This window comes from Phyllobacterium brassicacearum (assembly GCF_003010955.1).
GTDB lineage: Bacteria > Pseudomonadota > Alphaproteobacteria > Rhizobiales > Rhizobiaceae > Phyllobacterium > Phyllobacterium brassicacearum.
In genome coordinates this window covers 162162-177086 of the sequence record NZ_PGGO01000008.1, presented here as the reverse complement: position 1 = coordinate 177086, position 14925 = coordinate 162162, and the positions used below count along the sequence as shown (strand labels likewise).

General features: G+C 58.0%; 13 protein-coding genes and 1 pseudogene. 2 read left to right on the top strand and 12 right to left on the bottom strand.

The window, feature by feature from the left end; translation table 11 throughout:
* Positions 1-86: 86 nt before the first annotated feature.
* The 12 genes and pseudogenes from CU102_RS12965 to CU102_RS12910 form a co-directional block, all read right to left on the bottom strand.
* Complete coding sequence (locus tag CU102_RS12965) at positions 87-740, bottom strand: protein-L-isoaspartate(D-aspartate) O-methyltransferase (protein WP_106711514.1); 654 nt, start codon at positions 738-740, stop codon at positions 87-89.
* Complete coding sequence (gene surE / locus CU102_RS12960; RefSeq protein ID WP_106711513.1) at positions 737-1495, bottom strand: 5'/3'-nucleotidase SurE; 759 nt, start codon at positions 1493-1495, stop codon at positions 737-739. Before surE ends, CU102_RS12965 begins: the two co-directional genes overlap by 4 nt.
* A gap of 17 nt (positions 1496-1512) precedes the next feature.
* Positions 1513-2796, bottom strand: a complete 1284-nt coding sequence (gene serS / locus CU102_RS12955; RefSeq protein WP_106711512.1) for a serine--tRNA ligase — start codon at positions 2794-2796, stop codon at positions 1513-1515.
* A gap of 77 nt (positions 2797-2873) precedes the next feature.
* Positions 2874-3701, bottom strand: coding sequence for a twin-arginine translocase subunit TatC (gene tatC, locus CU102_RS12950; protein ID WP_106711511.1), 828 nt, complete (start codon positions 3699-3701; stop codon positions 2874-2876).
* Positions 3698-4279 (bottom strand): Sec-independent protein translocase protein TatB, encoded by a 582-nt coding sequence (tatB, locus tag CU102_RS12945; RefSeq protein WP_106711510.1) that lies wholly within the window; start codon positions 4277-4279, stop codon positions 3698-3700. The genes tatC and tatB overlap by 4 nt, the downstream gene beginning before the upstream one ends.
* A 64-nt stretch (positions 4280-4343) precedes the next feature.
* Complete coding sequence (locus tag CU102_RS12940; protein ID WP_106711509.1) at positions 4344-4568, bottom strand: twin-arginine translocase TatA/TatE family subunit; 225 nt, start codon at positions 4566-4568, stop codon at positions 4344-4346.
* 192 nt (positions 4569-4760) lie between these two features.
* A complete protein-coding gene (gene scpB, locus CU102_RS12935) occupies positions 4761-5492 on the bottom strand; it encodes an SMC-Scp complex subunit ScpB (RefSeq protein ID WP_166648502.1) in 732 nt (243 codons plus the stop codon).
* A complete protein-coding gene (locus tag CU102_RS12930) occupies positions 5485-6348 on the bottom strand; it encodes a segregation and condensation protein A (RefSeq protein WP_425351542.1) in 864 nt (287 codons plus the stop codon). The genes scpB and CU102_RS12930 overlap by 8 nt, the downstream gene beginning before the upstream one ends.
* 13 nt (positions 6349-6361) lie before the next feature.
* Positions 6362-7381: a beta-N-acetylhexosaminidase gene (gene nagZ, locus CU102_RS12925; RefSeq protein ID WP_106711508.1), complete on the bottom strand. Its 1020-nt coding sequence runs from the start codon at positions 7379-7381 to the stop codon at positions 6362-6364.
* A 75-nt stretch (positions 7382-7456) separates the two neighbouring features.
* Positions 7457-8185: pseudogene (locus CU102_RS31140) on the bottom strand (SPOR domain-containing protein); the annotation flags it as partial.
* 1981 nt (positions 8186-10166) lie between these two features.
* Positions 10167-11924 carry an arginine--tRNA ligase gene (argS, locus tag CU102_RS12915; RefSeq protein WP_106711506.1) on the bottom strand — a complete coding sequence of 586 codons (1758 nt, stop codon included), beginning with the start codon at positions 11922-11924 and terminating at the stop codon, positions 10167-10169.
* Positions 11925-12131: 207 nt separating this feature from the next.
* Positions 12132-13340 carry a deoxyguanosinetriphosphate triphosphohydrolase gene (locus CU102_RS12910; RefSeq protein WP_106711505.1) on the bottom strand — a complete coding sequence of 403 codons (1209 nt, stop codon included), beginning with the start codon at positions 13338-13340 and terminating at the stop codon, positions 12132-12134.
* Positions 13341-13498: 158 nt separating this feature from the next.
* Between CU102_RS12910 and erpA the strand changes: the two genes are divergently transcribed.
* Complete coding sequence (gene erpA, locus CU102_RS12905; protein WP_106711504.1) at positions 13499-13834, top strand: iron-sulfur cluster insertion protein ErpA; 336 nt, start codon at positions 13499-13501, stop codon at positions 13832-13834.
* A 45-nt stretch (positions 13835-13879) separates the two neighbouring features.
* Complete coding sequence (gene xth / locus CU102_RS12900) at positions 13880-14659, top strand: exodeoxyribonuclease III (RefSeq protein WP_106711503.1); 780 nt, start codon at positions 13880-13882, stop codon at positions 14657-14659.
* Positions 14660-14925: the final 266 nt, after the last annotated feature.

The window sequence follows — 14925 nt, the reverse complement described above, 5'->3', positions numbered from 1 at the left end:
GCATTAGATCGCGTTAATGTTACTCGACCGTTAAAAGGCTAATAAAATTTGTAAAAAATTCACCAAACTCCTAAACCCTTGCTCACTCAAAGGGCGGCGGCAACGCCCTCGAGCAATGGCAGGAACCGCACCTGCATCATGTCCTGCCGTTCGAAGCGGCTGCCGATTTTGGAAAGACGCGCGATAATCTGCTTGCCGTCGAGCGGGCCGATCGGCGCCACCATGACACCGTTTGACGACAGCAACTCCACGAACTGGCGCGGCATTGCTTCAAACGCACCCCAGACGATGATGCGGTCAAAAGGACCGTCATGAACCTGCCCGTGCCGGCCATCCGTGTGCTTGATGAACGTGTTTTCGATCTTCAATGCCTGCAGCCGCTGCTGGGCAAGTTCGACCAGCGTCCGGTACCGCTCAAGCGAAAGGACACGTCCCGACAGGCGCGCCATCACCGCAGCCGTGAATCCCGAGCCCGTCCCAATTTCGAGCACCCGGTGTCCGGGTTCGAGATCAAGTGCCTTGATAAGCTGGGCCTGCAGATCGAGCCCCTCGATAAACTCGCCGCACTCGATCGGCAGCGTTCCATCGCCATAGGCAACATTGCCGAGATTGCCGTTGACAAACGCCGTGCGCGGCGTTGCTTCAAAGGCGCTCATCAGCCGCTGGTCTGTGAGGCCGAGTGAGCGCATACGGAGGACAAATGCGGCAAATCCTTCACGGTCCGAAAGCGCAGGCTTCATGCGAATGCATTCTCCAGAGTTGCCCGCATCTCATGGGCGGTAAGATCGAGTTGCAGCGGCGTGATTGAAACATAGTTCTTGCGGATTGCCGCCACGTCACTGTTCTCGGCGGGCACGTCCTTACCGCGGCCATAGCGCAACCAGTAATAAGGCAAGCCGCGGCCGTCATGCCGCTCCTCGATGGCAAGGCCATGCGAGAGCTTCCCTTGAGCCGTTACCCGGATTCCGGCGATCTCCGAGGCGTCGCAGCTTGGGAAATTGATATTGACGAGAACACCTCTTGCCAGCTCAACACTTAACAGTTTCTTCAGAAGCGCTGGTGCCCGCTCTTCGACAACTTCCCACGGCAGAATGCGCGTGCTGCCGTCGAGATTATACTCCTGCGACATCGCGATGGACTTGATGCCGAGCAGCGTGCCTTCGATGGCACCGGCGACAGTGCCGGAATAGGTCACGTCGTCGGCCATGTTCGAACCGGAATTGACACCCGAGATGATCAGGTCCGGCGGCTCGGGCATAAGGTGTTTGACGCCCATGATGACGCAGTCGGTCGGCGTACCGCGCACCGCATAGTGACGCTCATCGATCTTGCGCAGACGCAGAGGCGTGGAAAGGGTCAGCGAATGCGCCAGACCGCTCTGATCGGTTTCAGGGGCAATTACCCAGATATCGTCAGACAGCTGGCGGGCAACGCGTTCCAGCACGCTCAGACCCTCCGCATGAATACCATCATCGTTGGTCAAGAGAATGCGCATTGCCCTACCTTTCAAATTCAAGCTGCTTTTTCGATCCGTTTCAGTCCACCCATATAGGGCACGAGTACGTCGGGAACTGTGACACTGCCGTCTTCATTCTGATAATTTTCGACAACAGCGATCAGCGCGCGCCCGACTGCGACACCCGAACCGTTCAGCGTGTGGACGAAACGTGTCTGCTTCTCGCCTTCCGGCCGGTAGCGCGCATTCATCCGGCGCGCCTGGAAATCGCCGCAGACCGAGCAGCTGGAGATTTCGCGATAGGCCTTCTGGCCGGGGAGCCAAACCTCCAGATCATACGTCTTCTGCGCGCCGAAGCCCATATCGCCGGTGCACAGCGTCATCGTGCGGAACGATAGATCGAGCCGCTTCAGCACTTCTTCCGCGCAGGATGTCATCCGCTCATGTTCTTCGATGGAACGCTCGGCATCGGTGATCGACACGAGCTCGACCTTCATGAACTGGTGCTGACGCAGCATGCCGCGCGTATCGCGTCCGGCCGAACCCGCTTCCGAGCGGAAGCAGGCGGTCAACGCTGTCATGCGGATGGGCAGGTCGCGAATGTCGAGGATCTCCTCGCGCACGAGATTGGTCAGCGGCACCTCGGCAGTCGGGATCAGATACCGCCCATCGGTCGTCTGGAACAGGTCCTCGGCGAACTTCGGCAGCTGGCCAGTGCCGTAAAGCACATCGTCATTCACCAGCAGTGGCGGGCTGACCTCAATATAGCCGTGCACCCTCGTATGGAGATCGAGCATGAACTGACCGAGCGCCCGCTCCAGCCTCGCCAACTGGCTCTTAAGGACCGTAAAGCGGCTACCCGAAAGCTTGGCCGCCCGCTCGAAATCCATGTAACCAAGCTTTTCGCCAATCTCGAAATGCTCTTTCGGCTCAAAGGCAAAGTTCTTCAGCGCGCCGACCCGGCGCGTTTCGACGTTGGCGGCCTCGTCCTTGCCGACAGGCACGCTCTCGAGCGGCAGGTTCGGCAGAACCGACAGGGCATCATTCAACGCACGGTCGAGCTGACGCTCTTCTTCTTCGGCCGCCTGGAGAAACAGCTTGATTTCCGCCACTTCCGCCTTCAGCCGCTCGGCTGTCGCCTGATCCTTGGCGCCCATGGCCTTGCCGATCTCTTTCGACGCGGCGTTGCGGCGCTCCTGCGCTTCCTGCAGCTTGGCGATATGCTGGCGGCGCCTTTCGTCGAGCTCGATCAGCAGAGACGATGCCGGCTCGTTGCCCCGTTTGGCCAGAGCTGCATCAAGCGCTTGCGGATTCTCGCGGATCCATTTGATATCGAGCATGGGATTAAAGCCGTATTGGAGTAAATTGGTACATCAAGGGCGCGAACGCCCGGCGAAATTAAGCAGCTCGATGGCCGTCAGGACGAGGAGGTTTCGCTGGAGCCCGATTGCGCTTGCGTCTCGGCCGCCGCACGCTTCTTCTCGACCAGACGCGCCATCCAGATGGAAATCTCGTAGAGAAGGATCGTCGGGAGTGCAAGACCGATCTGGCTGACCGGGTCTGGCGGCGTGATCACCGCAGCAACAATGAAAGCAATCACGATCGCGTATTTGCGCTTCGTCTTGAGCCCCTCGTAACCGACGAGGCCGACGCGCGCCAGCAGCGTTGTGACAACCGGAAGCTGGAACACCAGGCCAAAGGCGAAAATCAGCGTCATGATCAGGCTGAGATATTCGGAAACCTTCGGCAGCAGCGATATCTGCACTTCACCGGCAACGCCCTGCTGCTGCATGGCGAGGAAAAACCACATGACCATCGGCGTGAAGAAGAAATAGACCAATGCCCCGCCCATCAGGAACAGGATCGGCGATGCAATCAAGAACGGCAGGAACGCCATCCTTTCGTTGCGATAGAGGCCGGGAGCCACAAACTTGTAGATCTGCGACGCGATGACCGGGAATGCGATGACGATGCCACCAAACATGGCGATCTTCACCTGAGTGAAGAAGAATTCCTGCGGTGCAGTGTAGATCAGTTGCGCCTTGGCCGGATCAAATCCTGCCCAGCCCACCGCCCATTGGTACGGGATCACCAGCAGATTAAACAATTCCTTGGCATAGTGAAAACAACCGAGGAACGCGATGAAAAACGCGACCAGGGCCCAGATCAGACGCCGACGCAATTCGATCAAGTGCTCGATCAGTGGCGCCGAGCTCTTGTCAATGTCATCGTCGATCTTGTTCAAGATTCAATCCCCGTATCGCCAGTCTTGGTCCGCGGCTTTGCCGTTCTTGTTGCTGGTGGCTTGGCTGGTTTGGCTTCGGCAACTGCTTCCGCTGTGCCAGCCTTTTTCGGTGCGGCGGGCTTTTTCGAAACCGTGGCCTTCGGTTTCGACGCTCCCGCCTCCGCTGTCGTCACTTTCTCCGGTGCTGCGGCCGAAAGCGGCTCCATCACCTGAGGTTGCAATTGGGTGGCGCCGGGAGCTTCCGGATCCGGAACGGCGACATTTTCCTTGGCGATTGCTGTCGCGTCCTTGAGGCTGGAGCGGATTTCCTCACCAATTGTCCGGACCGGATCGAAAACCTTGCGGATATCATTGCGCGGATCGAGGCTCTTGGCATCATTGATGACGTTTCGCACGTCATCAAGTTCTGCCTCCTTGAGAGCTTCGTCGAACTGCCGCCGGAATTCGCCCGCCGTCGCGCGAAACTTTGTCGTCGCCTTGCCGAATGCTCGCAACATCTTCGGCAAATCCTTCGGACCGACCACCACGATCAAAACGATCACGATAACCAGGATTTCCGACCAACCAACTTCAAACATTCATCATGCTCCAGCCACAACGCGGCAACAAGACCGCGCGCAGGACAAGACTAATCCTTGTCATTCAAGACTTTGTCGTCTTTTCCTTGACTGAATTCACCGGCTGGCTCGTCTGATTGTCGATCGTCTTGGAATTGTCAGCTGCGGCATCGTCATCGCTCATGCCGCTCTTGAAATTCTTGATCCCCTTGGCAACGTCGCCCATGAGTTCCGGAATCTTGCCGCGACCGAAGAGAAGAAGCACGACTGCAAGCACGATAAGCCAGTGCCAGATTGAAAAACTACCCATTTGATCCTCACATTAGCCCAACAGTTTGGGCTCATCTATGCCTTTTCCCCGTGCTTTTCAAACACAAGTGTATTTTGCTGTTTCACATTCATGTAAACGCTGCGCAAGTGCGAAGTGAAATCTCCGGCACAAATTCTTCTGCAACGGGCTCTTTAAGCCACATTGGCGGAGATGTTAGAAGCGAAGCGTGTCTCAATCATGTTCGACGCGGGGCGTCAAAAGACCCAGTTCCTCAAGGTCGATATCGGTCAGAGGATCTTCGTCCTCAGTCAGCTCATCCGGATCGTTGGCCGGGATCGGAATGGAGAAGTTTGACGGCATGCGCGCGGAAAGCAGCCCTGCTCCGCGCAGTTCATCGATGCCAGGCAGATCGCGCACTTCCTGCAGGCCGAAATGATCGAGGAATGATGCCGTCGTGCCATAGGTGATCGGCCGTCCAGGCGTGCGCCTGCGGCCGCGAAACTTGATCCAGCCCGTCTCCATCAGAACGTCGAGCGTGCCCTTGGATGTCTCGACGCCGCGAATGTCCTCGAGTTCGGCGCGTGTAACCGGCTGGTGATAAGCAATGATCGCCAGTACCTCGAGCGCCGCGCGTGAAAGCTTCTTCTGCTGCACCGCTTCGCGGTTCATCAGGAATGCCAAATCGGCAGCAGTCCGGAATGCCCAGGCGCCGCCGACCTGCCGCAAATTGATGCCGCGCTTGGAATAAATCTCCTGCAACTCGCCAAGCAGCGCCGGTACATCGATCCCGGACGGCAGCCGCTCCGTTAGCGCCTTCTCGGTCACCGGTTCAGCCGAAGCGAACAGGATCGCTTCTACCATGCGCAACGCCTCTGATACCGGCAGCGCCGCGTTCCAATGTCCCGCCGCAGGCTGGAATTCTTCATTCTCGGTTTCGAAGGGGCCTTGCACGGACTCAGCCATCGACCATGTCCTCAAATGGTGCGACGCGCTTTTCGACCGTTCTCACTGGCTTGTTGCGCAGATATATCGGGTCGAATGCGCCGGTCTGGCGGATTTCGAGATGACCTTCGCGGACCATTTCAAGGCTGGCGGCAAACGAACTCGCAATTGCTGTGGCCCTATCCGCCGGCGAAACAATGAATTCGAGCAGATATTGATCGAGTGCTGTCCAGTCCTTTGTCTCGCCGACAAGGCGCATGAGGATCACGCGTGCGTCCTTGAGCGACCAGACGGTGCGTCGAGCGATCTGCACCTGTGACACAGCCCGCTTCTGGCGCTGCGAGGCATAGGCCGTCAGCAATTCATAAAGGGTGGCAGCATAGGTGTTGGTTTGATCGACGATGACCGCCTCGGGCATGCCGCGGGCAAATACGTCGCGCCCGAGCCGGTTGCGATTGACCAGCTTGGCCGCAGCGTCGCGCATCGCCTCGAGCCGCTTCAACCTGAATTGCAGCGTTGCGGCCAGCTCCTCGCCGCTTTCCCCATCGTCACCCGGCGCCTTGGGGATCAGAAGTTTGGACTTGAGATAGGCAAGCCAGGCCGCCATGACCAGATAATCGGCCGCAAGCTCGAGCCGCAGCGCCTGTGCCTGGCGGATGAACACCAGATATTGTTCGACCAGAGCCAGCACAGAAATACGCGCGAGATCGACCCGCTGGTTCCGGGCAAGATGCAGCAAAAGATCAAGAGGTCCTTCAAACCCCTTGATATCAATGACAAGAGAGGGCTCGCTGAGGCCGCGATCGGACGGGCTTTCCCACAACACCTCCATGGGCGTCGTGCTCTTGCCGTTCATCTTTTGCTCGCTCGCAGCCAAATCGTTCTCGTTTCTATGCCACCGCCTCGAAAGTACGCTGGAATTCTTCCCGGAGCTCTTCCTCATTCGAGGCGTCCGGCTGTTTTCTGTAGTCGATCGCCCGCACTGCTCGCTCGAATGCCTTGCCCTCGAGCTCAGGCGTGCAGGATGCAACTGCCCGCATCTGCTCCATGATGCCATGGCAATGAAGCACGATATCGAGCCCCGCCGCAAAGATTGCTTTGGTCCGGTCGAAATAATCCCCAGAAAGTGCATTCATGGAGATGTCGTCGCTCATCAGCAACCCGTCAAAACCGATATAGTCGCGGATGATCTCTTCCACGACCTTGCCGGATGTCGTCGCCGGGGCCTTTGGATCGACCGCCGAAAAGATCACATGCGCACTCATGGCCATCGGCAGATCGGCCAATGTCCGAAACGGCGCGAAATCGTGTTCGGCCAGTTCCTCCAGCGGCGTGGAGACAGTCGGCAACTCATGATGGGTGTCGGCGAAAGCGCGCCCATGGCCGGGGATATGCTTCATCACCGGTAGCATTCCGCCCGCAAGCAAGCCATCGGCCGCCGCGCGGCCCATGGCGGCTACGATCTCAGGATGCTTGCCATAGGCCCGCGTACCGATCACGTCGTTCGCCCCTTCGATAGGGACGTCCAGCACCGGGAGACAGTCTACATTGATGCCTAGCTTCAGCAGATCGAAAGCGTGGAGCCGCGACAGCAGCCATGCTGCACGGAGCCCCTTCTCCTCGTCCTCGCGAAAGAGCGCGCCCAGCGCTGAGCCCGCAGGGTAGTTCGGCGCAAGCGGCGGCCGCAACCGTTGCACGCGTCCGCCTTCCTGATCGATCAACACAAGGGCCTCATCGCGACCGACAAGATCACGCAAGTGCGCGCAAAGGTCTTCGATCTGCGCGGGCTCGCTGACATTGCGGGCAAACAGAATAAAACCCCAAGGCCGCTCGTCGCGAAAGAACGCGATCTCGTCCGGGGTCAGTTTCAAACCGGCTGTCCCGGCAATCCATGCTTTTGATTCGCTCATGTGCAAAGTCTACTTCTTCAATGCAGAAAAGGAAAAGGCGGCCGTGGCCGCCTTTTCACACGAGTGCTGGCGATCTTACTGCGTGACGAAGCAGCTGCCACCGGCTGACTTGTACTTGGTGCAGAGCGCGACCGCGTCCGACTTGGAACCCGCAGGGATCCGGACACGGAAGAACGTGCCCTTGCCGGCGATCTCGGCCTGCTTGATATCAACACCGCGCCCGCCGATCACGCTTGCATATTTCTGTGACAGCGATGCGTAGGTTTTCTGTGCGCCTTCGACATTCGGCTGCGAAGCGATCTGGATCATGTAGCTGCCTGCTGCAGGAGCGGTCGAGGCAACCTGCTGGCCTGCAGCGTTCTTTGGCGGAACCCGATCGACAATATCAAGCGGTTGTTCGGAAGGCCGTGACTCAACCACCGGAATATTCTTCGGTGAGGCGCTGGCAACCGTTTCCTGCGTGATCTTTTTCGTCTCGACCGGTTTGGCTGGCAGTTTGCCAGCGGCTGGTGCCGTCGGTGCGGGTTTCGCAGCAACCGGAGCCGGTGCGCCAGCTTGCCCTGGCGCGGGCGGCTCGTTGCCCTGGACGAGCGAGCCAATTGCGTCATCCGCCGACTCGTCCGGCTGTGCAGACATATTCGCATCAGCGGCAGGCGCTGGTGCAGGTGCGTTCGATGCTACCGGAGCGAGTGCCGGCTCGGGACGCTCGGCCGGCGCAGCGGCGGGACCGGCACTCAATGCCTCCCCTTCTTGAGGAATGGCTGCGACCATCGTTCCGTCCGGCTTGACAACCATGGTCTGCACCTTGCGTGGTGCAATCGCACCGTTGCGCTGTGCCGGCGGTTCGCTCGTAGCAACGTCCTCGCTGGCTGGATCAACCCGCTCCTCGACCTTGTCGGTTGCAGGCATATCTTCATCTTCATCGGCAGCGAGATCGACAGGATCTTCGCGCGTCGTCACCAGCTGGTCCTGTTTCGGTGCTTCCGGAGCGATTGTCGCTTCCTTGTCGTAGACGGCCTTATCCTGGTTGGGAACAACCGCAGTACTCGTGGTCTCGGGCTGAACCTTTATCGGCGTCTTGTCGGCCATGATGACCACGGGTTCGCCGCCCGAATTGCCGGTCCATTTGTAAGCTACGGCGCCGGCGACAGCGACAAGCACGACTGCTGCAGCAACGCCGGGCACAAAGTAACTGCTGCGCCGGGCCTTCGTTTCCTGCTGTCCGTAGGGTGTAGCGGCGATTTCGACTTCGTCGCGCTGTGGGTCGTAGCCGAAATCAGCATCCTCCTCAGGGCCATTACGATAAGCCTGAGACCGGCTCTTTTGAGCAGCAGCTCCGGCCATGCCAACGGCCGCTGCCCCGGCAGCGGCGGCATAGCCCGACGGGCTGTAATGCTCCTGCTCAGCCTGATTGCCGAAAACATCGGCAAAAATATCCGCATACTGATCTTGCTCGGTCTCGGACTTCGGCGCTTCCTCGTGAGCCGCATGGGCCGTACGCGGATCTTCCGCCTCTATCGAACCGAACACTTCGGCAAATTCGGTTTCAAGCTCACCGAGGCCGCTGTGAGGCGGCACGTCATCTTCGTAATGCACAGCCGGAAGATTGAGCGCTTCCGTCTGCTCAACGCGGTTCTCCGTCACCGCCACCGTGTCCACGTCAGGAGCATCAAGCGATGAAGCCGCGCGATCAAGCTCGTCCGCATAATCGCTAAGATCATGCACTTCGGGCAATCTTGGGGCGCTTGCAACTGGGCTCGCAACCGGTACCGTGATCGGCTCGCGAGCGTTTACTTCGGACTGCACGACACTATGATAGCGCGGGAACACCGGCTCGTTGTGCTCCACCGGGAGCGCCTGCTCCTCTTCACTGTGTGCAGTTACTTCGTCGCTGTCTGCAGACACTTCGAAATCATCGAATGCTGCCATCAACTCTTCGGTATCGAAATCTTCGTGCTCCGAATCCTGCACCTGATCCTCAGTCGCATCATAGGTGATGGGTTCGTGCACCTCGGCCGCCTGCGGAATTTCAGGTTCCGGTGCCGCGGGTGGCTGATAACTGGTTGTACGGCTGATCAATGGCGCAGGTTCTGTGCGGCCAGCTACCTGTGTCTGCGAGCCATAGCCCCAGGAGGCATTGGCCGACCTCTGCACGACAGGTTGCGCCGATCCGGACAGCAGCGTTTCCAGCTCGTCTTCAAGGCTGAGCGACGGAGCTGCGACACCCGGGCGTTCCTCATATTGGGGGGCAACCGGCTCCGCGTTAGCAACGGGCGCTGTACCCTCGCCGGCTTCGCCATCTGCATAAGATGCGTCGGGTTCGTAATCGGCATAGTCAGGTTCTTCGTAAGCCGCGACAGCTGCAGCGATCGCCTGATGATCGCTCGACGGCTCGCTCAGCGCCATCTCGCGTTCGATGGAGTCCTGAAACTCCTGCACGGCCAGATGATCGTCATCCGCCGCGTGCTGATCATCGGGAATGGCCCCGGCGGACTGAACGGTGACTTGCTCATCGAAGCCTCCCATCAGTTCGCGTTCGAGATCCAGAGCAAGATCGTCGTTCGACCCCGCTGTCGACTCTTCGTCTTCTGGTGCTCCCATGATACGGGAGAGCTCCAACAAAGGGTCGTCATTGCCGAGTCGCGAATCATCCTGCCGGTGAGAACGCTGAATATAATTGTCCGCCATGGCGTTAATCCTGTACTCTCAACTGTGGACGTCAAAAAACGTCACGCATTGGCCATACCAGCGCAATGTGGGCAAAAGTTGACAGGATTTCTACGCCTTAGCGCATTTCAGTCGGGGCGTCCGCACCTATTATTGACAATCCGGACGCCAGGACTTTCGAAACAACCTGAACCAGCCCTAGCCTGGCTTTGGACAAGTTTGGATCGTTAACCTTAATAAAACGTAAGTCCGGATTTTCGGTTCCCTTGTTCCACTGCGTATGCAGCGAACTTGCAAGGTCGTATAGGTAGAATGCAAGCCTGTGCGGCTCCTGGTGCAAGGCGGCTGTTTCAATCAGCCGCGGGTACTCCGCGAGCTTGCGAATAAGCGCAATTTCACTCTCATCTGTCAGCAAACCGAAGTGCTGGGCACTCCCAGCCAATGCTTCCTCGCCAATGCCAAGCTGCTCCATCGCCTGCCTGAAGACCGAATGACAGCGCGCCGAAGCATATTGCACGTAGAAGACTGGATTGTCCTTGGAATGCTCGGTCACCTTGGCGAAATCGAAATCGAGCGGGGCGTCGTTCTTCCGGTACAGCATCATGAACCGCACCGGATCCCGGCCTACTTCTTCCACCACATCGCGCAGGGTGACGAACTCGCCTGACCGTTTCGACATCCGCACGGGTTCGCCGTTGCGATAGAGTTTGACGAGCTGGCAGATCAATACGGTCAGCTTCGCCGTTCCGCCCGAAACAGCCCGCGCCAGGGATTCGAGCCGTTTGATATAACCGCCATGATCGGCACCAAGCACATAGATCATCTCATCGAAGTGCCTGTCATATTTGTCCTTGAAATAGGCAACATCGGCGGCGAAATAGGTGAACTGACCATCGGACTTGACCAGTGGCCGGTCGATATCATCGCCCACATCGGTTGACCGGAACAGGGTTTGCTCGCGATCTTCCCAATCTTCCGGCAATTGCCCCTTGGGCGGCGGCAGCTTGCCCTTGTAGACGTGGCCCTTCAGCGTCAGATCATTGATCGCAGAGCGGATCAGCTTGGCATTGTTCGCGTGCAGCGTGCGCTCGGAGAAGAATACGTCATGATGGACATTGAGCGAGGCGAGATCGTCGCGGATCATCGCCATCATCGCATCGATCGTCCGGTCCTTGACGATGGCAAGAGCTTCATCCTCCGGCATCTCCAGGAGCTTCGTGCCATAATCGGCCGCGAGTGCTTGCCCAACGGGCACGAGGTAATCGCCAGGATAGAGCCCTGCAGGAATATCGCCGATCTGCTCCCCGAGCGCCTCGCGATACCGCAACATCACAGAGCTTGCCAGCACATCGATCTGCGCCCCGGCATCGTTGATGTAGTATTCCTTGGCGACGTCGTAGCCGGCAAATTTGAGTAGATTCGCCAGGGCATCGCCAACAACCGCACCTCGGCAGTGACCGACATGCATCGGGCCAGTGGGATTCGCCGAAACATATTCGACGTTGACGCGGTGACCATAGCCGAGTTTCGACCGGCCATAGTCGAGACCTGCACTCAGCATCCCGGCAAGTTGGCCGTGCCAGTAGGAATCCTTCAGGCGCAGATTGATGAAGCCAGGTCCCGCAACGTCCACGGAACCGACATCGGGGTCATTTTTCAGCGCCTCGCCGATCCTGACCGCAAGTTCGCGCGGATTTTGCCCGACCGCCTTCGAAAGCACCATTGCCGCATTGGTCGCGATGTCGCCATGGCTTGGATCGCGTGGCGGCTCTACACCCACACGTGACAAATCCATCTCTGCGCCATCGGTTGTTTGCAATTCAAGCGCTTGCAGGGCTTTCTTAATCCGCGCGTCGAAATCGGCGAAGATGTTCATGACGTCATACTCATTCGGGGTTTGTATAAAATTACCGGCTATTTGCCGACGTTGCGCTCGCCTTCAGAGACCATTTGAAAATTCAGCCTGATGATGCAGTCTGATGTGGTTTTCGAGAACCGGAGCGCAGCGGACTTGTTGGTCCGTGAGCACCGGAAGCGCAGAAAATCGCATCAGATGGCCATCGGGGTGGATTTGCAGAGGTCTCTAGGCCAAATCGGGCGTGTCGTCAAACAACCTGCGGTGTTCGCGCACAGCATAGGTGTCGGTCATACCCGCCAGGAAATCCGCCACGAGCCTCGCGCGCGCAGCCAGATCGGCCTGTTTCCGCCCGTCGCGCCAACCTTCAGGCATGCATTGCTCATCGGCGAGATAGGCGTCGAACAGCTCCCTCACAATCCTGTCAGCGGATTTGCGCACGCGCACCACACTCGCGTGGAAATAGAGGTTCTTGTACAGAAACGCCTTGAGCATTTTCTCCTCTTCGCGCAGCGGCGCTGAAAATCCGACGATCGTTCGCCCAGCGCCGTGAATATCGCCGACTGTCTGCGGCTTGAGCATTTCGAGATTGGCCTGCGCAGCGCGTATCACGTCTTCAACCATGATCGTGATCTGCCTCCGGACGATCTCATGCGACGTACGCACATCGTCAAGGGCAGGATATTTCTGCCGCACAGCCCGGAGAATATCTCCGGTGATCGCCACATCTTCCAGGGCGTCAAGCGATAACAGGCCCGAACGAAGCCCGTCATCGATATCGTGCGCATTGTAGGCGATGTCGTCGGCAATCGCCGCGCATTGGGCTTCCAATGAGGCAAAACGTGCCAATTCCAGATCGTGATGGGCGTTGTATTCGAGAATTGGTGCGGGCACTGGATGCCCTAACCCCTTGCCCGCGTCGTCCGTCAGCGGCCCGTTGTGTTTGACCAAACCTTCCAATGTTTCCCATGTCAGATTCAACCCGTCGAACTCGGCATAGCGCCTTTCGAGGTTTGTCACGATCCGCAATGACTGCGCGTTGTGATCAAAGCCGCCGAATTCCCGCATCTTTTCGTTCAGCGCATCCTCGCCCGTATGGCCGAAAGGGGTATGGCCGAAATCATGAACGAGAGCGATGGCCTCAGCCAGGTCCTCGTCCAGGCGCATCGAGCGCGCCAGCGCCCGGGCGATCTGCGCTACCTCGATCGTGTGCGTCAGTCTGGTCCGATAATGATCGCCCTCGTGCGCGATAAACACCTGCGTCTTGTGCTTCAGCCGCCGGAATGCCGTCGAATGAATGATGCGATCGCGATCACGCTGGAACACGGTACGCGTAGGGCTCTCGCTCTCGGGCACAAGCCTTCCCCGGCTCGCATTCGGATCGCACGCATAGGGCGCCCTCTCCCTGTAACCGAAACCGATACCCTGCATGGACATGATTGAAATATGTGCCTTCCCATCCTCAGACTGCTGATAACGTTGACTTCGCAGTCGCCAATTCTTAGCTATTGTGTATGATGAACGGCAAGATGTGACAGTGCAATGTCAATCCTTGGCGATGCGAAGCGGAGTAATCCGCAAAGGACCATGAAAGAATGACCGAAGTTGCAAATGTTTCTGTCTCCGACGCCGCTGCAAAGCGCATCTCGGCGATTCTGAAATCCGAACCGGAAAAGACCGCCCTGCGCATTTCTGTTGAAGGCGGCGGCTGCTCGGGCTTCTCCTACAAATACGATCTGGTCGATGTACAGGACGAAGACGATATCGTCATCGAAAAGCTCGGCGCGAAGGTTCTCATCGATTCCATCTCCCTGCCCTATATTGGCGGTTCTGAGATTGACTTCGTCGATGATCTGATGGGTCAGTCCTTCCAGATCCGCAATCCCAACGCAACAGCGTCCTGCGGCTGCGGAACCAGTTTTTCGATCTGACGTTTGTCTGCCAACACCGCTGTTGTAACCAGAACCGGGATCTCCATGAAAATCGTTACCTGGAACATCAATGGCGTCAAAGCGCGCATAGAAGTGCTCACGGCATGGCTCAAGGAATCCGATCCGGACATCGTCTGCTTGCAGGAAATCAAATCTGTTGATGATGGCTTCCCGCGTTTCGAACTGGAAGCCCTCGGCTATCATGTGGAAACCCATGGCCAAAAAGGTTTCAACGGCGTCGCGATATTATCCAAGATATCCCCTGAAGAAGTGACCCGCGGCCTTCCGGGCGAGGAAGCCGACGAGCAAGCCCGATTCATCGAGGCAGTGTTCTCGACGGAGAAAGGCGTCCTTCGCGTCGTGTCACTCTATCTGCCGAACGGCAACCCGATCGACACCGAAAAGTTTCCGTACAAGTTGCGCTGGATGGCGCGGCTGGAGCGCTGGGCCGAGGAGCGGCTTGCATTGGAGGAGCCGCTCATCCTGGCCGGCGACTACAATGTGATCCCCGAACCGATCGACGCAAGGAATCCGGAAGCCTGGGTCAACGACGCTCTGTTTCAGCCAGAGACACGCCAGGCCTTCCGGCGTTTGGAAAATCTCGGCTTTACCGACGCCGTTCGCAGCGTCACCGATGAAGCTGGCACCTATACATTCTGGGATTATCAGGCAGGCGCCTGGCAGAAGAACAACGGCATTCGAATCGACCATTTGATGCTGTCACCGGAAGCGGCGAACCTATTCGAATCCGCTAGCATTGAAAAACATGTCCGTGCCTGGGAAAAGCCTTCGGACCACGTGCCCGTCGCAATTTCGATCGCTTGATCCGCAACAGATTTATGACGTTTTCCCCTAGACCTTCGGCGAATTGACCGGGGATCCTTCCGCATTTCAATTGTGCGCAATACTCAGACAGGGTCTGCCTGTCGTGTTGTTTTTGCAACGCGGTTCTCTACTCGAACATCTCACCATGGTCGAAGGGCGGATGGGTCTGCTCGCAGGTTTTCGACCACACCTCCGTGCGCTGCAATTCCTTGAAGCGCGTTTGGCATCAAGGAACCAATATCAGCGCCTGGCGGCGTGCTGTGTCC